This is a genomic window from Granulicella arctica (assembly GCF_025685605.1).
Classification (GTDB): Bacteria; Acidobacteriota; Terriglobia; order Terriglobales; family Acidobacteriaceae; genus Edaphobacter; species Edaphobacter arcticus.
In genome coordinates, this window is the sequence record NZ_JAGTUT010000001.1 from 1899507 (window position 1) to 1917876 (window position 18370).

The 18370-nt window shown below is 55.6% G+C and carries 21 protein-coding genes and 1 tRNA gene; 14 read left to right on the plus strand and 8 right to left on the minus strand.

The window, feature by feature from the left end; genetic code table 11:
* Nucleotides 1–61: 61 nt before the first annotated feature.
* The 5 genes from OHL20_RS07705 (at nucleotide 62) to rplI (ending at nucleotide 3071) form a co-directional block, all read left to right on the plus strand.
* A complete protein-coding gene (locus tag OHL20_RS07705) occupies nucleotides 62–748 on the plus strand; it encodes a 50S ribosomal protein L25 (protein ID WP_263382617.1) in 687 nt (228 codons plus the stop codon).
* Between the two features lie 65 nt (nucleotides 749–813).
* Entirely contained in the window at nucleotides 814–1443 is a 630-nt protein-coding gene (gene pth, locus OHL20_RS07710) for an aminoacyl-tRNA hydrolase (protein ID WP_263382618.1), read from the plus strand.
* A gap of 80 nt (nucleotides 1444–1523) precedes the next feature.
* On the plus strand, nucleotides 1524–2036 hold the full coding sequence (rpsF, locus tag OHL20_RS07715; protein WP_263382619.1) for a 30S ribosomal protein S6: 513 nt from the start codon (nucleotides 1524–1526) through the stop codon (nucleotides 2034–2036).
* A 151-nt stretch (nucleotides 2037–2187) separates the two neighbouring features.
* Nucleotides 2188–2565, plus strand: a complete 378-nt coding sequence (gene rpsR, locus OHL20_RS07720) for a 30S ribosomal protein S18 (protein WP_263382620.1) — start codon at nucleotides 2188–2190, stop codon at nucleotides 2563–2565.
* A gap of 35 nt (nucleotides 2566–2600) precedes the next feature.
* A complete protein-coding gene (gene rplI, locus OHL20_RS07725; RefSeq protein WP_263382621.1) occupies nucleotides 2601–3071 on the plus strand; it encodes a 50S ribosomal protein L9 in 471 nt (156 codons plus the stop codon).
* Between the two features lie 82 nt (nucleotides 3072–3153).
* Here the strand turns inward: rplI and OHL20_RS07730 are convergent, their stop codons facing one another.
* Complete coding sequence (locus OHL20_RS07730; RefSeq protein ID WP_263382622.1) at nucleotides 3154–3321, minus strand: hypothetical protein; 168 nt, start codon at nucleotides 3319–3321, stop codon at nucleotides 3154–3156.
* A gap of 379 nt (nucleotides 3322–3700) precedes the next feature.
* Nucleotides 3701–4261, minus strand: a complete 561-nt coding sequence (locus OHL20_RS07735) for a DinB family protein (RefSeq protein ID WP_263382623.1) — start codon at nucleotides 4259–4261, stop codon at nucleotides 3701–3703.
* Between the two features lie 173 nt (nucleotides 4262–4434).
* Between OHL20_RS07735 and OHL20_RS07740 the strand changes: the two genes are divergently transcribed.
* Both OHL20_RS07740 and OHL20_RS07745 read left to right on the plus strand, forming a co-directional pair.
* Complete coding sequence (locus OHL20_RS07740) at nucleotides 4435–5619, plus strand: D-alanine--D-alanine ligase family protein (protein ID WP_263382624.1); 1185 nt, start codon at nucleotides 4435–4437, stop codon at nucleotides 5617–5619.
* Nucleotides 5620–5843: 224 nt separating this feature from the next.
* Entirely contained in the window at nucleotides 5844–7025 is a 1182-nt protein-coding gene (locus tag OHL20_RS07745; protein ID WP_263382625.1) for a GGDEF domain-containing protein, read from the plus strand.
* Nucleotides 7026–7027: 2 nt separating this feature from the next.
* Here the strand turns inward: OHL20_RS07745 and OHL20_RS07750 are convergent, their stop codons facing one another.
* The gene (locus OHL20_RS07750; protein WP_263382626.1) at nucleotides 7028–8260 is read right to left on the minus strand and encodes a threonine ammonia-lyase; all 1233 of its coding nucleotides are present in this window, start codon (nucleotides 8258–8260) and stop codon (nucleotides 7028–7030) included.
* A gap of 283 nt (nucleotides 8261–8543) precedes the next feature.
* Between OHL20_RS07750 and OHL20_RS07755 the strand changes: the two genes are divergently transcribed.
* The 3 genes from OHL20_RS07755 to OHL20_RS07765 all read left to right on the plus strand — a co-directional run bounded on the left by OHL20_RS07755 (nucleotide 8544) and on the right by OHL20_RS07765 (nucleotide 10755).
* On the plus strand, nucleotides 8544–9854 hold the full coding sequence (locus OHL20_RS07755; protein WP_263382627.1) for an adenylosuccinate synthase: 1311 nt from the start codon (nucleotides 8544–8546) through the stop codon (nucleotides 9852–9854).
* A gap of 18 nt (nucleotides 9855–9872) precedes the next feature.
* Complete coding sequence (locus OHL20_RS07760; protein WP_317890939.1) at nucleotides 9873–10163, plus strand: putative quinol monooxygenase; 291 nt, start codon at nucleotides 9873–9875, stop codon at nucleotides 10161–10163.
* A gap of 238 nt (nucleotides 10164–10401) precedes the next feature.
* A complete protein-coding gene (locus tag OHL20_RS07765; RefSeq protein WP_263382628.1) occupies nucleotides 10402–10755 on the plus strand; it encodes a nuclear transport factor 2 family protein in 354 nt (117 codons plus the stop codon).
* A gap of 398 nt (nucleotides 10756–11153) precedes the next feature.
* Here the strand turns inward: OHL20_RS07765 and OHL20_RS07770 are convergent, their stop codons facing one another.
* The gene (locus OHL20_RS07770) at nucleotides 11154–11756 is read right to left on the minus strand and encodes an HIT family protein (protein WP_263382629.1); all 603 of its coding nucleotides are present in this window, start codon (nucleotides 11754–11756) and stop codon (nucleotides 11154–11156) included.
* Between the two features lie 316 nt (nucleotides 11757–12072).
* Here OHL20_RS07770 and OHL20_RS07775 point away from each other — a divergent pair, with 316 nt between their 5' ends.
* The gene (locus OHL20_RS07775; RefSeq protein WP_263382630.1) at nucleotides 12073–14040 is read left to right on the plus strand and encodes a 30S ribosomal protein S1; all 1968 of its coding nucleotides are present in this window, start codon (nucleotides 12073–12075) and stop codon (nucleotides 14038–14040) included.
* Nucleotides 14041–14166: 126 nt separating this feature from the next.
* On the opposite strand, the gene OHL20_RS07780 is transcribed toward OHL20_RS07775, so the two are convergent.
* From OHL20_RS07780 to infC, 3 genes are all read right to left on the minus strand, one after another.
* The gene (locus OHL20_RS07780; protein ID WP_263382631.1) at nucleotides 14167–14958 is read right to left on the minus strand and encodes a hypothetical protein; all 792 of its coding nucleotides are present in this window, start codon (nucleotides 14956–14958) and stop codon (nucleotides 14167–14169) included.
* A gap of 168 nt (nucleotides 14959–15126) precedes the next feature.
* Nucleotides 15127–15303 carry a hypothetical protein gene (locus OHL20_RS07785; protein ID WP_263382632.1) on the minus strand — a complete coding sequence of 59 codons (177 nt, stop codon included), beginning with the start codon at nucleotides 15301–15303 and terminating at the stop codon, nucleotides 15127–15129.
* 222 nt (nucleotides 15304–15525) lie between these two features.
* The gene (infC, locus tag OHL20_RS07790; RefSeq protein WP_317890981.1) at nucleotides 15526–16170 is read right to left on the minus strand and encodes a translation initiation factor IF-3; all 645 of its coding nucleotides are present in this window, start codon (nucleotides 16168–16170) and stop codon (nucleotides 15526–15528) included.
* 281 nt (nucleotides 16171–16451) lie between these two features.
* Here infC and OHL20_RS07795 point away from each other — a divergent pair, with 281 nt between their 5' ends.
* Nucleotides 16452–16964, plus strand: a complete 513-nt coding sequence (locus OHL20_RS07795) for a response regulator (protein ID WP_263382633.1) — start codon at nucleotides 16452–16454, stop codon at nucleotides 16962–16964.
* 19 nt (nucleotides 16965–16983) lie between these two features.
* Here OHL20_RS07795 and OHL20_RS07800 read toward each other — a convergent pair whose 3' ends face one another.
* Entirely contained in the window at nucleotides 16984–17247 is a 264-nt protein-coding gene (locus OHL20_RS07800; protein ID WP_263382634.1) for a hypothetical protein, read from the minus strand.
* 145 nt (nucleotides 17248–17392) lie between these two features.
* Here OHL20_RS07800 and OHL20_RS07805 point away from each other — a divergent pair.
* Nucleotides 17393–17479: transfer RNA gene (locus OHL20_RS07805), tRNA-Leu, on the plus strand.
* 84 nt (nucleotides 17480–17563) lie between these two features.
* Nucleotides 17564–18370, plus strand: a complete 807-nt coding sequence (gene trpC, locus OHL20_RS07810; RefSeq protein WP_263382635.1) for an indole-3-glycerol phosphate synthase TrpC — start codon at nucleotides 17564–17566, stop codon at nucleotides 18368–18370.

The following is an 18370-nucleotide window of genomic DNA, read 5'->3' on the forward strand; positions in this document are numbered from 1 at the left end:
CACAGCAGGTCCACCGTTGAAAGGGAGCAGCTCACACTGTGCCCGAAAGGAAGATTACCTCATGGCAGCACCTACTACATTTCCAGCCGTTGTCGCCACGCCCCGCGAGGGCAAGTTCAACAAGAACGCCGCACGCCGGGTTCGCGTTTCGGGCAAAATTCCTGCAGTCGTTTACGGCGCGGGCGAAGATGCCGTCGCGGTCACAGTTGACCCACGCATCATCACCAAAATTCTGCACTCTGAGTCCGGCCACAACACCATCTTCGACCTCGATGTCACCGGCGCTTCGCTGGTAAAGGCGATGATCGTCGACTGGCAGAATGAGCCGATCAAGGGCACGCTGCTGCACATCGATCTGAAGCGCATCGCGATGAACAAGATGATGCGTGTCTCCGTGCCGATCCAGTTGACCGGCGTTCCGGTTGGCGTGAAGACGCAGGGCGGCATTCTGGAGCATGTTCTGCGCGAGGTCGAGATCGAATGCCTCCCGGGCGATATCCCGAGCCACCTCGATGTCGATGTCAGCGGCCTCGAACTCAATAGCGCGATCCATATCTCGGATCTCCCACACTCTGGCTCGATCAAGTACCTTGGTGAAGAGGATGCGACGGTTGCTCACGTAACGACGATCAAGGAAGAGGAAGTTGCGGCTGATGCAGTTGCCGCAGCGCCTGCTGAGCCAGTGGTTGCCAAGAAGGGCAAGACCGATGCGCCAGAGGCGGCAGCGGATACCAAGGGCAAGAAGTAGTTGGGCTGCGGACCTGAGCATCGCGCTCGGGTCCGCAATGTTTCGGCAGGAGAGGGAAACGCGTCTTGAAGCTGATTGTCGGTCTGGGCAATCCTGGTATCGAGTATCAGTTCACGCCGCACAACGCCGGGTTTCTGGCGGTGGATCGGATCGCGGATGATTGCGGTGTGATGCTTTCCAATCGCCGGGGCCGAGCGTTGACGGCGAAGGCAAAGCTTGCAGGACAGGATGTTCTGCTCGCGAAGCCTGAAACGTTCATGAATCTGAGCGGGCTTTCGGTAGCTGCGCTGGTTCGGGAGCTTGAGTTGGAGCGGCCATCCGAGGATGTGATTGTCCTCTACGATGAGCTAGCATTTCCGCTAGGGACGCTTCGGATCAACGAGCGTGGCTCGGCGAACGGGCATAACGGGGTGAAATCAGTCTCCGGCGCGCTTGGAACAGAAGAATGGCTGCGCATTCGGATCGGGGTTGGAAAACCCGCTCTGGAGGACGGCCGAGAGATCAAGGCGGGTGGCAAGGATTATTTGCTCTCGCCGATGCGCAAGCAGGAGCTTGCGGTGCTGGACGAAGTACTTGATCGCGCGAAAAACGCGGTTGAGGTGGTTCTGACAAAAGGCGTCGGAGCTGCGATGAATGAGTTCAACCGTCGTGCAAGCGATCCTGACGATGGGACGAGCGGCACGGCTAAGAAGTAGACGCATTATTTCCAAACCGGATTGACAGAACAGACGTCAGTACGGTGCGAAGCAGAACTTCGCAGAAAGAAGTAGATCGCATGAATACTCGTTCTTACGAAATTATGTTTATCGTCCGTCCAGACGTTGAAGAAGCTGACCTCGACAAGATCATCGAAGGCTTCCAGAAGAACGTCACCGATGGTGGCGGCGAGATCAAAAGCCTCGAGAAGATGGGCCGTCGCCGGCTTGCTTACACGGTCAAGAAGTTCAATGATGGCTTCTACGTGCTCCTAACCATTGGCGCCGAGGGTAAGCTGATCGCCGAACTCGAGCGTCGCCTCCGCGTCTCTGAGCCGATCATCAAGTTCATCACGGTCCGCATGGATGAAGAAGAGAAGCGTCTCGCCAAGGTCAAGGCCATTCGCGATACCAAGGTAAAGCGCAGCGCTATGCCGATCGCCCAGCCAGTCCAGGCGACACCTGCGGCTACGACACCAGTCGCTGAGACGACGCCTGATGCAGTTGCGGCCCCGGTCGAGGAAGATGCAAAGCCGGCAGCTGAAACTCCCGAGGCAAGCGCGGCCGCCGAAACGGTTCCAGCTGCTGTCTAGCTGAGAGCTCCAAGCTTTGCGGTACTCCAGTTCGCTGGATTGCCGCAGGAAGTACAACCGCTCATCGTCGCTTCCATCCGAACGGATGTTCAGAGATTCCACAGCGAATCTGGAGCGATTGAAAGGCAAAACCCATTGAAAGGGAATCATCATGGCTGACGAAACGAACAGCACTCCCGCTCCTGAGCAGCAGGCAGCAGCGGCTCCGCACGCACACACGCCCCGCCCATCGGGTCCTCACTCCAGCCCTGGCGGCCCGCCGCGCGGACCTCGTCCGGCTGGCGGTCCCGGCGGCGGTCCTGGAGGACGCAAGTTCTTCCGCCGCAAGAAGGTCTGCAAGTTCTGCACGGAGAAGATCGATGCGATCTCGTACCGCGATGTTCGCCTGCTTCAGGGCTTTGTCGCTGAGCGTGGCAAGATTGTTCCGCGTCGTTTGACTGGCGTTTGCACACGTCATCAGCGTCGCCTTTCGCTCGCCATCAAGCAGTCGCGCAACATTGCGCTGCTGGCCTTCGCAGCGCGCTTCTAACTGCGCCCAACAAGTCAGGGATATCGGAGATAGTCATGGAAGTCATTCTGAAGGAAGACGTAAATAAGCTTGGTCACCGTGGCGACGTGGTGAAGGTTGCGGACGGTTACGGTCGCAACTATCTGCTGCCGGGCAAGCTGGCGATTGAAGCGACGACCGCGAATCGTGCCGTCATCGAGCAGATGAAAGGCTCGGCGATCCGTAAGTCGGCGAAGGAGAAGGGCGAGGCGCAGGATCTCTCGACTCGTCTGGATGCTGTTGAGCTGACGTTTGAGCGCAAGGTTGGCGAGAACGATCATCTGTTCGGTTCGGTCACGTCGGGCGATATCGCTCACGCGCTCGAGCTGCAGGGCTACACGATCGATCGTCGCAAGATCTCACTCGAAGAACCGTTGAAGACGCTGGGCGAGTTCCACGTTCCCGTGAAGCTGCATCGTGAGGTTACAACGCACTTGAAGGTAACAATCAAGGGCGATGCGCCTGAAGCTGAGACCTCGGCGGCGTAAGCCTAAGGGTACGAACATCGAGACGCCTGTCTTCGCTTAGTTTGCGGAGGCAGGCGCTTTCTTTGTGGCTTGCCGTAACTTGCTAGTCCTCTAACGCGACGCGCGACGCGGGTTCCCCATCCGGGCGGCTTCTTCGGCCGCGGAGGAATTGCTGACAGCGAGCGTTGCAGACATGCAGGGTTGGAACCCAGAGCACGAGGGCGATGAGAACGGCCATGGTGAGTACGGGCGCTAGAATCTTTTCGGACATAACACCTCCAGTCGACTGAACCAGTGAGCTGGAGCGTTGAGGCGCTCTCAGCCTATTTGGATAGTGTTGTTTCTGGTGATTTCGTTACGTGGACCCGAAGTTCGATGTGTCGCTTTGACGTGCTAGAGGCTAAGTGTTTTCGAAACGTGGGCTTGGAAAGTGCCTTCCAATCCATCATTCAATTGGACTTACACCAAATTTTCATGCCGAACAATGTAGCCTCGACACCGATGGCGCCAAGGCCAATTCTTCACTGGCAGTACTGTAGCACGGCGAAATATCTCTTTTATCAGTTTCTTGCCAGGAATTTTGTCTCTGGCTTTTAGTGTGGTGCGTTGCCGACATGAATGATCGCGCATCCATGCCGGTAACGTGACTACTACTTCTCGCTGCTAGGCGGAACGAGTCCCTTCAGGCGCATGTAGAGCGCCAAGGTCGCGTACTGTTCGTTGTCATGCGAGACATTTCCCCACATCAGGCCGATGCGCGAGCGCTGCGCCTTGCCAACGGTGAACATCTCGGTCAGATTTGTATCCGTCAGAGCGGCGTACGCTTTATCGCACTCGGCATAAGAAGCCTTTAGGCCCTCAACGATCTCAGCCTTATTCGCTGTATCCGCGGGAACCTTTGCCATATCCTTCGTTCCGTTCGCCGCGCCGCAGCTATGGATTTGAGCCTCGGTGATATGGTTAACGACTCTCGCAAAGGTCCGAACCTCAGGCGTTGGCTTCACGGAGTAGTCCTCGGCAGGCATCGTATCCGCGGCTTTGAGAATGTTGACCTTGAGTGCGGCGTAGCCTCGCTGCGCCTCAGCCGCAGGCCCTGTTGCTGTTGGAGCAGCAGCGCTGTGTCCCATGTTTGTGTGATCCATCTGGCCGATCGCCAAGCCAGACATCACAAATGCTGTTGCCGTACATAGTCCAAATGTCCGTAAACTCATCGTTCTCACCTCGCACCTCTTGCAACAGCCTACCTTCCACTTACCTTCGCTACAAGTAACAAGTGGCGAGTTGTCAAAAGTGTGCGACTGCGCGATGACGACCCTGATTCTCCACGTGCCATTTAGAAAAGAAATGACAATCAGGGCCTTGCTTATCGGACACTAAAGACGACATGAAGAAGAAATTACGCGTTGGTATTCTGTTCGGCGGACGCTCAGGCGAGCACGAGGTTTCGCTACTCTCTGCTGCCTCGATCCTCAAAGCAATCAATCGGCAGAAGTATGAGGTGATTCCGATCGGGATCACCAAGGAGGGTCATTGGCTCAGCGTCAGCGAATCGCAATCGCTGCTCACTGGATCGCCTTCGGCAAGCGAGGCTGACCCGGACTTTGCCGTTTCTGCGGCTGTTCTGCGCGGCGGCGAAACCTTCGAGGCGGCTCCAGCACATCCTCTTCACTTACTTCAGCTTCACGGTTCAGGAAATTCGGGCCTTGAGCAGCATGCGGAGACTTTAGGCCTCGACGTGGTCTTTCCGGTATTGCATGGGACCTTTGGTGAGGATGGCACGATGCAGGGGCTGTTTGAACTCGCCGATCTGGCGTATGTCGGTTCAGGCGTGCTAGGGTCGGCAACCGGAATGGATAAGCTCATCATGAAGCAGCTTTTTGCCGCTGCTAGCTTGCCGCAGACGCCTCATGTAGGGGTGCTGCGAAGCGAATGGAAGGCTGATCCTAAGCGATGCGCCAGGCTGATTGAAAATCATCTCCGCTATCCTCTCTTCGTTAAACCTGCGAATCTCGGCTCGTCGGTGGGCATCTCCAAGGTTCATGACCGGTCTGAACTGGCGAAGGCAATGGATTTAGCTGCGAGTTTCGACCGCAAACTCATCATTGAGGAGGGCGTTGGCGGACCGGACGCAAAACCTCGGGAGTTAGAGGTGGCAGTCTTAGGCAATGACAGCCCTGAGGCATCTATCGTCGGCGAGATTGTTCCGGGAACCGAGTTTTACGACTACAACGCCAAATATCATTCCACCGCTTCTGTGCCGATTATTCCTGCAAAGCTTTCTAAGGCTGAAGAGAAGCAGATCCGGGCGATGGCGGTTGCCGCGTTCCGCGCTTGCGATTGCGCTGGCCTCGCTCGAGTCGACTTCCTGATGGAGCCAATCCGCAAGGGTGCCAAAGCACGCATTTTCCTCAATGAAATTAACACAATGCCTGGCTTCACCAGTATCAGCATGTATCCGAAACTTTGGAAGGCTAGCGGGGTTTCCTACAAGAGCCTGATCGACCAACTGATTCGGCTTGCTTTAGATCGCCATGCCGAGAAGCAACAAACGCACTTTAGCAAAGAATAGGCGACTAAGTCCTCAGGAACATTGAAGCCCAGCGAGTTGCATCCAATGCGAGTGTCTCAAAGAACTACATCGGCGGACCGAGGATCGTTATATTCTCAGGAGGCCTTGTCTTTCCTTCAATCGGGATTCCTGTGGACCTAAGTGTTCTTCCTACGCTCTACGCATTGACGATATTCGTTTGCTGCTTTCGGCCCCTGGTTCGGAGAGCAGGACCGCATACGAATGTGTGGTTTACAGGCTGGGCCTTCCTGCTTCTGCATTATGTGCTGCTGATCGTGCCTACTCAGGCGGGCCTGCTCGAAGTGGGGATCAATTTCCTTGTCATTCTGTCTCTTGAGGCTTGCGCTTTTTCGTTCCTTTGGGCATCCACCGGGACGCGAAGAACACCGTTCAAGCGCATTTTTGTTGGGGAGATCGCCGCATCCGCCTTTGTCCTGACGGCCTTGTACGTGTCTGGTGAGACTTCCTACTGGCCCCGGCTTGCCGGGACGCTCCTTTTGCTGATACCCGGTCTGCACCTGCTTTGTGTGCAGAAATATCGAACACTAACCTTTGACCGGCTTGCGATTGGCTTTGCCGTTCTAGGAGTTTGTCTCGCCCCCATAAGCAAGACAAGTTCGTATGTACTGGCGAACGCAGTCCTAGGAGCAATTTTTGTAAGTGCAGCGTACCTGACCTTTGCTCATGTTCCTCGGTTATCGCGGGGCGTGAGCCTGATGGTGGCCGGACTGTTGCTCTGGGGGCTGACCTGCCCACTGCAGGCGGTCGACTTGCTTCTGCCCACTGCTATTTTGGGCAGGGCAATCCTGGATCTGCCCCGCTATATTCTTGCGGCCGGCATGATCCTGTCGTTCCTGGATGACTACGTCGGACAAACGGAGCGGCTTGCCCTTCATGATCCCCTGACAGGCCTGCCGAACCGCCGTCTCTTTGAAAACCGGCTTGATGCCGCAATCGAGGAATCGCGCCTGACGCGAACTCCTGTGGCCTGTTTGGTCATTGATGTCGATAACTTCAAGCACATCAACGACACGCTCGGACACCCGGTGGGCGACGGACTTCTGCAGGCGCTGTCGAAGCGGCTCAGTTGGAACCTTGGACCTCGCGACCTGCTCGCCCGTACAGGTGGCGACGAGTTTACGGCCGTCCTGGTGGAGGCAGCCGATGAGTTTCATGTGCGGTTTATTGCAGGGGCGATGATGGCTGCAGGCTGTGTGCCGGTTTCTATCCAGGAGCACTCGATTGACGTCCGCATCAGCATTGGCGTCGCTGTTTCACCACAGGATGCGGGCACCAGCAGTGAACTGCACAAGGCGGCAGACGACGCCATGTATCGAGCGAAACGCAGGGGCGGCAGCATCGTCGCCTTTGTGGGCGAAGAGGCTGCGCAGATCCACGCTGTTTGACTCTAGAGAACGCGGCTGTGTTTATACCCTTCGGCGGTGAGAGCTGCGAGGAGTTCGGCTACCTGCTCGCGGCCACGGGTTTCCATGGTGATATCAATGACGGTGTCGCCCAGGTTTACGCCGTAGTAGGCGCGGTTATACAAAGTATTGACGATGTTCGCTCGATGGCTGGCGATCAGACGGGTCAAGTCCGATAAGGCCCCGGGCTTGTCGAGGAGATGGATGCGCAGCATGATTAAGCGCCCATCCTGTACGAGGCCGCGCTCGATAATGCGCGAGAGCAGGGTGACGTCAATGTTGCCGCCGCAGACGAGAACAGCGGTGTGAGCGCCCTTGAGGCTGGTCTTGTGCTGGAGTAGGGCGGCCAGCGCGGTGGCTCCCGCACCTTCGGCGAGAGTCTTCTCGCGTTCGAGCAGCATGAGGATCGAGGAGGCGATCTCGTCTTCGTCGACCGTGACGATCTCGTCGACATACTGCTGCACCATAGGAAACGTGACATCTCCGGCGCGGCGAACAGCGATGCCATCCGCAATTGTGGTTGCTGGATCGATCGTCACAGGATGACGCTGCTCGATTGCCATGACCATCGATGGGAGGCGGGATGTCTGCACGCCGATGATGCGGACCTCCGGTCGCAACTCCTTGATGGCGCAAGCGATGCCACCGATCAAGCCTCCACCGCCGATGGGAACGACGACGGCTTCCAGTTGCGGAATCTGCTCCAATAGCTCCAGGCCGATTGTGCCCTGACCGGCCATAACGGCGGGATCGTCGAATGGATGGATGAAGGTCATGTTCTGCTCGGTGCAGATGCGGGTTGCCTCTTCGCAGGCTTCGTCGTAGTTGGCACCGTGAAGGATCACTTCAGCACCGAAGTTTCGCGTGGCGGTAACCTTCACCAAGGGCGTTGGCAAGGGCATGACAATGATCGCTCGAATACCCCTTGCGGTCGCATGGTAGGCGACCCCCTGGGCATGGTTACCGGCACTTGCGGCCACAACCCCCCGCGATGCTTCCTGCGGCGTCAGCAAGGCAATACGGTTAAGGGCACCTCTCTCTTTGAAGCTACCTGTCATCTGTAGGTTTTCAAGCTTCAGGTAGATCTGCTGGCCGGTGAGAGCGGAGAGCATCTGCGAATGAGGGCAGGGCGAGTAGTAGATGGAAGAACGTAGCCGCTCACGCGCGGTTAGTACGTCGGCAAGGCTAATGCTGCGATTGTCCTGGGTCTGATTCACGGTGTATCGATGGTACTCGAAGCGCGAACGAGGGGACCGCAGAGCTCCGTAAGGACCACCTACAAGACCAGACAAGTGAAGATCACGCTCGCAACAGACTGGTTCCTGGCGACGATCCAGATCAATGCGCCCAGCTAATCGGTTCGCGCATAGCATTTTGCTGAAACTGCCGTGTGTAAGCAACTGAATCCCTCACGCTACGCGACCCTATATGATTGAAAGCGGTACGGGCCTGCATTCTTGCGAGTTTCCGGCCAATCTAGTTTTGGAGTACACATCCGTCGTGAGTCAACGCAAATCAGCGGTCATTCTGGGCGCCCAATGGGGCGATGAGGGTAAAGGCAAGATTGTCGATGTGCTGTCGGAGAAGTTCGACATGGTGGCCCGATATGCCGGCGGCCACAACGCGGGACACACCGTCATTATCGAAGGCAAGAAATTCGTACTCCAGTTGATTCCATGCGGCGTGCTGCGGCCGGGCTGCAAAGGCGTCATCGGCAACGGTGTCGTGCTCGATCCGATGGCATTTCTGAGCGAGGTAAAGAAGCTGAAGGATGTGGGTTTGCCGATCGATGGTCAGCTCTTTATCTCGAACCGGGCGCAGGTGATCCTGCCATACCATCGAATGATTGAGCTAGCGGCTGAGAATGCGCCGGGGCGGACGAAAATTGGCACGACCAGCCGGGGCATTGGGCCGGCGTACGAAGACAAAATGCACCGCAGTGGCCTGCGCGTGGTGGATCTGCTGAATTCGGCTCTGCTGCGAACGCACATCCAGAACGCCTGTTTTGAGAAAAATACGATTGCCCATGCATTATTTGGGACGGAGCCGCTTGATCCGAAGAGCATGTATGAGGAGTATGCACGAGCGGCTGAGCAGATTGCTCCATTCGTGACAGATACGGCTGTGATGTTGAACAAGGCTATCGATGATGGGCAAAAGGTAATGTTCGAGGGCGCACAGGGAGCACTGCTCGATATCGACCATGGTACGTACCCGTTTGTGACCTCGTCCTCGGCTACGGCCGGCGGAGCGGTGACCGGTACGGGTGTCGGACCAACGCGGATCGGCACGGTCATAGGAGTGACAAAAGCCTATGTGACACGAGTGGGTGAGGGCCCATTCCCTACCGAGATCCATGATGATTCTGCAGATCTGCTCCGGGCGCGTGGCCAGGAGTACGGTGCGGTCACTGGTCGTCCCCGGCGTTGTGGCTGGTTGGACCTTCCACTCCTGCGGTACAGCAACATGATCAATGGAACAGAGTGGCTGGTCGTAACCAAGATGGACGTGATGGACGAGTGTGTCGACATTCCAGTCTGTACGGGATACAAGATCAACGGACAATTGACAGATGTAATCCCGGCGGACATGCGCGGCTACGAGTCAATTGTGCCTGTCTACACCACGCTCAAAGGGTGGAACTGCTCAACCGAGGGAATCACGGAGTTTGAAAAGCTGCCGCAGCTTGCGCAGGACTACCTGAAGTTTCTTGAAAAGGAGTCAGGCGCAAAAATCGGCATGGTATCAACGGGACCTGATCGGGCACAAACGATGACGCTGCCGGCTTTTGCAGAAGCACTCAAGGCTTAGGCAGGACGACTGGAGTACATGATGGTTAGTTTTACGGTACGGCTGCGGTTTGAACAGGAACACTTGGAACAGGTACGGGAGCAGTTGACCAGCCTTACCCTTGCATCGCGGGAAGAGCCAGGCTGCGTGACCTATGTCGCTCACTTTGTTGAGGGTGAACCTACGACAGTGCTGATCTACGAGCAATACAACGATGAGGCAGCCCTCGAACATCATCGAGGAACACCACACTTCCATCGGTATGCGATTGGCGGCTTCTATCAGTTGATGAAGGACCGGGTTATGGAAAGTCTTACCGCCATCTGCTAAAAGCGGGCGGCATTTTCTTTATTTGCCGCCCGTTGAGTTTAGTTTTTGACTCCTGTCATCAGCCGGATTAGTATCCGCTTGAACAATGTCACTCCTGCTGCACCTTCGTCCGTGCCTCCGCGCAAGACTACTCTGCCTGCTTGTCCTCAGTCTGGGGCTAGCTCAAGCGACACTCGCGTCTGCCGCGGTTCATCGTCCTCACGAATCGAAGCGGAGCGAAAAGCGCCAGATTGAGGACTTGGAAGAGCAATGGCGCAGGGCGCTTATCGCCGATGACGTGGCAGCGGCTGACGACTTGTTGGCTGAAGATTACGTTGGCATCTCCATGACAGGCCAGGCAAATACCAAATCCCAACAGCTCGACCGCATCCGTAACCGACGCCTGGTCATTACCAGCATGAACCTGAGTGACAGCAAGGTGAAGCTCGTGGGTCCGGTCGCTATCGTCACCTGTCTTACCCAGATCGAAGGCACGAATGAGGGCACCTCTATGAGGGGTACGTATCGATATACACGCATCTACCAGAAGCTGCCCTCCGGCGTCTGGAAGACAACAAGCTTTGAGGCAACCCGAGTTCCGGAGTCGCGCTGATCATAGCGTGTCTAGTTTGCATAGAAAAGCCTGCCATCTGGCAGGCTTTTCTAGCGATCGGGGTGAAGTTACGATGCTTGTCTTACATTGAGAGCGAGGAGTCGGCGGGAAAGCGAACGTGTGGCACCCGTAATGTGGGCGTCATCTGGCTCCGTCGCCATCTTTACAACGGCTGATACCGACTTCCGGGGCGCGGGCACGGGAGCGTAACGGGAACGTCGCGTCTCGGTTCCCGGAATTGCAGAGCCTAGAAGACCTGCCTTCAGTGCCACTTCCTTTGAGGTCGAACGCGGAGTTAGTGATGGAAGATTGTTAGGAACTGGCATACTTGCCTCCTTCGATTCTTCTCTTCAGCAATACAGAAAGGACAGAAAGTTACTTGAGGTTATTACCACTGACTACATGGATGAAGATCTGGGGTACCAAGTTGCTTCTGCAGCGAAGGCATTTCGAAGCTTTTCCCAAGTGAGATCGAGCGTTTCGGGGAGAACGCGGGTTTCGGCGGTAACGGTCATAAAGTTGGTGTCACCTCTCCACCGGGGTAGCGCGTGAAGGTGAAGGTGATCGGCTACACCAGCGCCAGCTGCTTCACCCAGATTGAGTCCGAGATTCAGGCCGTCCGGACGATACGCCGCCCGCAGTACGGCCTCTGTCCTCTGAGCCAGTCGCATAATCTCTGTAAGAGCGTCTGGGTCCAGAAGTGTCAAGGAATCAAGGTGCCGATGCGGGACGATCAAAACGTGGCCGGTTGCGTATGGGAAGGCATTGAGACAGATAAAGCAGTAGGTGGCACGATGAACTATGAGCGCCGCGTGATCGGCGTCACTCGCCGGCATTCCCTGTTCAATGGCGTAATCGGCGGCTGCTCTCAAGTTACAAAAGACGCAGTGCTTGTCATATTCTGCAGGCCAGGCGCTAAGCGCGGCTGGAACCCCCCTGCGACCGTCGGGTTCCGTGCGACTTACATAGCTGTAGCGCCACGGCGTCCAGAGTCGGTCCATATGCGGAGTATATCGGCCGACTCCGTTGCGTTACCACCGCAGACCATCGAGTTTGTCGCGCGGCGTTTGCCAGTTTCATCGGAGATTGACAATCCACCATGTTGACGCGGGTCCAACTGCTTGATATGCTTTGTGGTGAGCTACTGCGTGTGGGATCTAAGTGCAGCCGCTCCTCTGCAAGAGCGATCGTTTCTGACTGTGGATGATGCAGCAGAAGGTCATTAGTCGGCTGGTCTCATTTGAGATCGTTGACTGGGCCTGCGATGGTTCGACGCCGGAGATGCATGTCTCTTGGATCCCGGAGTCCGCATCAATCATGGTAGACGACCACAATCCTAATCACCCCGAGAGCCAACCCCTGAACACCGAACTGGAAATCCTAGCGCCTGAGGCGACAGCGGATCACACCGAACTGTCTTCTGAATCCACCCCAACCCAGCACGTATCTGAGCATGTTGCTGGCACAACCGAACATCTTGAGTCCGCCGAACCGAGCCACGTCGCGACACTGACAGCCTCCTCCGATGAAACCGAAGAAGAGCCGAATTACGACGCTGCAGATTTTGCGGCTGCATTGGCAAACTTTGATCGTGAGCAGGCTGCTGAATCTGCCGCTGCCCAGAATCTGACCACGGAAGAGGTCATTGTGACCGGCACCGTGATCAAGATAACGGACAAGCATGTTGTCGTTGACATTGGCCTGAAGTCGGAAGGTCTCATCCCCCTCGAGCAGGTTCTGGACGCGAATGGCGTATCCAAGTTCCAGGCTGGGGATACGGTTGAGGTTGTGGTGGAGCGCGAGGAGGCCGAAGGTGGTTATCTCGTCAGCTACGACAAGGCGCTGCGTCACAAGGTATGGGACACGCTTGAGCAGGCTTCGATCGATAAAACGCCGGTCAAGGGCATGGTCCTTAGCCGTGTCAAGGGCGGTCTGACCGTTGACATTGGTATCAAGGCTTTCCTTCCTGGATCGCAGGTTGAGGTTCGGCCGGTTCGGAATCTTGACGGCTACATCGGCACAGAGATCGAAGTCCGCGTCATTAAGTTGAACAAAAAGCGCGGCAATGTCGTTATCAGCCGCAAAGAACTGCTTGAAGAAGATCAAAATGCGAAGAAATCGGTCACGCTTGCCACTCTGGAAGAGGGAACTATCCTTACCGGTGTCGTCAAGAATCTTACTGATTACGGCGCGTTTGTTGACCTCGGCGGCCTCGATGGACTTCTTCACATTACCGATATGAGCTGGGGTCGTCTTACGCACCCGCGCGATCTGGTCAATGTTGGCGACGAAATCCAGGTCAAGGTTCTAAAGTTTGACAAGGATAAACAGCGCGTTTCGCTTGGCTTCAAGCAGTTGACGCCTGATCCGTGGCTGGATGCGACGGAACGGTATCCTATTGGCGCGCAGGTTCGTGGGCGTGTTCTCTCGGTCACCGACTATGGCGCCTTCGTTGAACTTGAGCAGGGTATCGAGGGACTTGTACACGTCTCCGAGATGACCTGGTCGAAGCGGATGAAGCACCCTTCGAAGATGGTCAAGCCAGGCGATGAGGTCGACACCATTATCCTCAGCGTCAACCCGAACGACCGCCGCATCTCGCTCGGCATGAAGCAGCTTCAGGATAATCCCTGGGAGCAGCTCGAGGACAAGTATCCGACGGGCGCCATCATCGAAGGCCGCGTTCGCAACCTTACCGACTTTGGTGCTTTCATCGAGATCGAAGACGGTATCGACGGACTGGTCCATGTATCGAACCTAAGCTGGACAAAGCGCATCAAGCATCCCTCGGAAGTTCTGAAGAAGGGTGAGAAGGTCAAGGCGATCGTCCTCGGCGTTGAGCCGGAGAACCGTCGTCTCTCACTCGGCGTGAAGCAGCTTCAGCCGGATGTCTGGGATACGTTCTTCGCGCAGCACCGTGTTGGCGATGTGATCAAGGGCAAGGTTCTACGTACGGCGCAGTTCGGAGCCTTTGTTGAGATCGCTGAGGGTGTTGAAGGTCTTTGCCATGTCTCTGAAGCAGTCGATGCTACCGGCCAGCCCGTGAAGCTCGATGTGGATCAGGAGCATGAGTTCAAGATTGTCAAGATGAACCAAGAAGAAAAGAAGGTCGGTCTCAGCATTCGCGCAGTTGGCGAAGAGGCCAGCCGTGCAGAGGTCGAGAGCTATAAAGAGCGCGATCACCAAGGCAAGAGCTCTGCTGGCGCACCTTCCTCATCTTCTTCATCAAGCAGCAGCACTACGCTGGGCGACCTGATCAACTGGAAACGTTCCGAACGCGAGTAATCGCCGAAGAACAAATAAAAGGGCCGTCCTAAGGGACGGCCCTTTTATTTAAGATTCAACGTAGGAGCGGGTCAGATGCTCGAGAGCATCCTCCTGATTGCAAGGAAGGGCGGTCGAGCTGTAGAGCTAAGCTGTTTGAGAGTGTTGGAGCGCCGCCGTGGGCTGAGTCGACATCTTGAGCGAGGCGCGCCGCATAATCTCAAGCTCAGCCGGCGCAAAAAGTTCAGGAGGGATCCCACCAATTGCCACAAAGCCGGGCTCATCACCTAGGACTTGGGATATTTGATTCCAGCGCAAAAAGGGTGACGTCGTTGGTAGAACAATCATCCGACGTCTCGGTTCCGGTAGAGCGAAGTAGGTGATCCACAGGAGCAATACAAAACAGGTAGCCACTCCTGTCGCCGTGTTGATGGTCGAATACATTTCTTTGAAGTGGGCCATCCACGCCGAAGCTACAAGGTTTGTCGTCGCCAGAAGACCGAGACCGAGGCTGACACCGAAGATCCGGCTGCTGTAGGAAAGACCCATTGGCCTGATGGCAAAGCAGACAAAGAGCAGCAGGCATAGAGTAAGAATGCTCTGTGTTCGCTGTAGCTCAGTCACAAAGTTGGTAATGAAGGACATCTGGGTGAAATGAGGAGTGAGAGCGGAAACGAGCGCAATTGCAACTGAAATACTCGCGGCCCAGCGGAAGATCAAGGTTCCCAGGTTTTTCAAACCTTCTAAGGGTGCCATCGCCAGGTTGAAGATGCTATAGATGAGCAGGAGGCCAAGCACAGACTCGGCCGCATATGTAGCCCAGTAACTATAGAAGTAAAGGCGATAGGCGGTGTGGGCTTCGATGCCATGTCCCCCGAGAAGAAGGATTGGGAGTAGGAAAATATCGGAGATAGCCCTGAATCCTAAGAAGAAGCACAAAAACTTATGCTCAGAACCTTGCTTTCGAAAGAGGATGCACCCTATGCCGAGTAGACATAGGAGTGCCTCACCGATGGCAAGCAAGTTCGAGATGAGTGATGTGTGCATCGCCTGACCCCTTGGGAGACCAGAATATCTCAACCAAGGGGCCAACGCAGTAGAAAAGTGCTATTTTGCGATCCCGCAGGCGTTTGGGTCGTTCGGCGGGCACATCGGGATCGGGAGCGAGCTGGGCTTCGGCTTCGTGACCGAGGTGGTCGCGTTGGGAATGTTGATGGTGTTTGCTGAAGCAACTGCTCCGGTTACGGTGAGGGCGATGACGAAGGCGCGGATGATGTTTTTCATTTGATTTCCTTATATAAATCAGTATTGGGGTTAGAAAGATTTTTCTCTGGACACATCAGATGAACTAAAGATAGGATGTGTAATGGAGTTTGTCTATCTAATAGAGATATATAACTAAGTAGTTACTATTGTTTACACCCGTTGAGGCTTTGATGGATGCGAGAACGCCTGCGTCGAGAGCTCTCGCGCAGGCATGGACTGACTATTTAGATCAGGTCTGGATTACGCCTCAACGGGCGATACAACTGCTTCTTCGACTGCCTCGACTGGGCGAGGAGCCGATATCTTTTTCGGTGCGGGCGGTTGCTGAATTTCTGCCTTCTTTGCAGGTGCAATGATGGCGTGAAGGGTTGTACCTTCCATGCGGGGCATGAATTCAACCAGTCCCGCTTCGCCGATGTCTAGTATCAGGCGATTGATGATCTTGTACCCAAGATCGCGGTGCGCCATCTGGCGACCCTTGAAGCGTAGAGAAGCTTTTACCTTGTCGCCGTCACCAAGGAAACGGACAGCTTGGTTCTTCTTCGTTTGATAGTCGTGCTCGTCAACGGTAACGGAAAACTTTACTTCCTTGATTATGATGACCTTCTGCTTTTTGCGGGCAGCGCGATCAGACTTATCTTTCTCGTAGAGGAACTTGCCATAATCCTGGATCTTGCACACAGGAGGCACCGCATTCGGAGAGATCTCGACGAGGTCGAGCGTGCGCTCCCGTGCCATTTTCAAGGCGTCAAAAGGAGCCATAACGCCGAGCTGTTCGCCATTTTCGTCAATGACGCGAACTTCGCGTGCGCGGATGCGTTCGTTGGTGCGGATAAAAGACTTTGCGGAACGCTTATCAATCGGTGGAATAGGTCGCCTCCACAGCGGGCTAAAGCCTCGCCATGCCTGGGTTAAGTTTTAAGTAAACCGATCGTGTCGCGGTCTACAGTACCAGCAAGTATAGCATTAGCCCAATGGTGCTAACACGCCTTTACAGGCCAGACCGAGAGTCTTCGACTGTTCCGCCACTCCATGAATAACCGCTGTGCGTAGGTCACAGCATGCAGAAGTGGACATGCTCCCTTTGAAGAGGGCAAGATGAAGACGCTGGCAGTTGCATTGTGCAGGTTAGAGTTCAGGAGCTGTACCAAGTGAAAAGAAGAATATTGCTGGTCGATGATGAAGTGGCTGTTTTGCTGACACTTAAGGCCGTTCTGGAGATTAGCGGCTTTGATGTGGACACGGCCGCTTCAGCCAAGGACGCCAAGCTCAAGCTAAAGAAGAATCAATATGCCATGGTGATCACGGATATGCGCATGGAGAACGATGCAGCGGGTGCAGAGGTGATCCAGGCGGCGCGATCGGCGGAATACCACCCTGCCTTAGCCCTGCTGACGGCGTTTCCAGTAGCTGAGGAAGACTGGCAGGAACTGGACACGGATAAGGTCGAAGTGCTGATGAAGCCAATGCAGACCAAGATCCTGTTGCAGCAGATTGACAGCTTGCTCGACAAGCACGAAGCCAGACTTGCTGCAGTTCTGAAGTCTCTAAAGGAAGGTCGCGCCGCGGGAAAGTTGCCAGCGAAGACTGCAAAGGCAGCTAAAGCGCCTGCTAAGAAAGCCGCATTGAAGAAGGTGGCTCCGAAGAAGGGCCTTCGCAAGTCTTCGGTGGCCCGCTAGGTCGAGCCTGCTGGCCAGCCTAGTTCGGCGTATGCACCTTGATGTACTCGCGTAAGGAGAGATTGATGTCCAATGCCTTCTGGACGCCGCTGTCAAGCATGCGAAGCCAGTCTGTGGCGGGTTCCTTCAATTCCACGGTGCTGAGGAGGTAGCTCGTCTGCACGATGATCTCGAGAGCATTGCTCAGGTCGTGGGCCAGTTTGCGAATGCCGAGCGAGATTTCCTCAGGCATTATTTCAGCGGACTGCATAGTCGGATGGATCGGATTCGTTGCATCGGTCATGACGGAGAAGCTTGCCTCCAGCGGCTACAGCAGGGACTTTCTACAAAGTGTAAGTCAGCGCGACGCGAATTGACAGGGCAGGAAGTGTTTGTAAGACTAGAGTTTATCGACTGCGGTATTCCCGATGTTTGGAATATGCAAAGTTGCCGTAGTGGCGGAATTGGCAGACGCGCATGGTTCAGGTCCATGTACTCGCAAGGGTGTGGGGGTTCGAGTCCCCCCTTCGGCACCAAAAAAATCCTGAATGACCTACGCGGCGTCCACATTGGACGCCGTTGTTATTGAGCAAGACTTGTCGACATCCCGAAACAACGCTATGACTTCTAAACTCGACCAGATACTCGCAAGTACGACGCTGGGCGTGGCTGAGCGCAAAGGTTCGGCAGACCTTGCCGCGATGGAGCAACTGGCTGCGGCTCACACACCAAAAGGCTTTGCTGCCGGGTTGCGGCGGGTGTCCGAATACGGCCCCGCAGTCATTGCCGAACTGAAAAAGGCATCGCCGTCCAAGGGGTTAATTCGCGCGGACTTTCAGCCACGACCGTTGGCTTTGGGACTGGAAGAGGGCGGCGCGGCGGCTCTATCGGTCTTGACAGATGTGGAATTTTTTCAAGGCTCGCTTGAGAACCTCAGGATGGCGTCTGATGCCGTCAAGATTCCGTGTCTTCGTAAAGATTTCATTGTCGATGCCTTCCAGGTTTTGGAGGCGAGAGCCTATGGAGGCGACGCTATTCTGCTTATCGTGGCTGCGCATGACGATGCGACTCTTCTTACGTTGCGCGAGGCGGCCAGGCAATATGGACTCGATGTTTTGTGCGAGGTTCACGATCGTGACGAGTTGACTCGCGCGATCGATATCGGATGCGAGGCAATCGGAGTGAACAGCCGGGATCTGCGCAACTTTACAGTGCGTTCGGAGACGTTGCATGAGCTTGTGGAGTTGATTCCGGCGAGTGTTGTTCGGGTTGCGGAGAGCGGCATCACGTCCAGCGAGGATATGTTCGCGCTGCGCACAGCGGGCTACGACGCCTTCCTGATAGGCGAGGCGCTGATGCGGCTTGCTGATCCGGGCGCCGGTCTGGCCGAAATGCTAAGACGGACGGCCGTCGCTTCGGGAATCTAG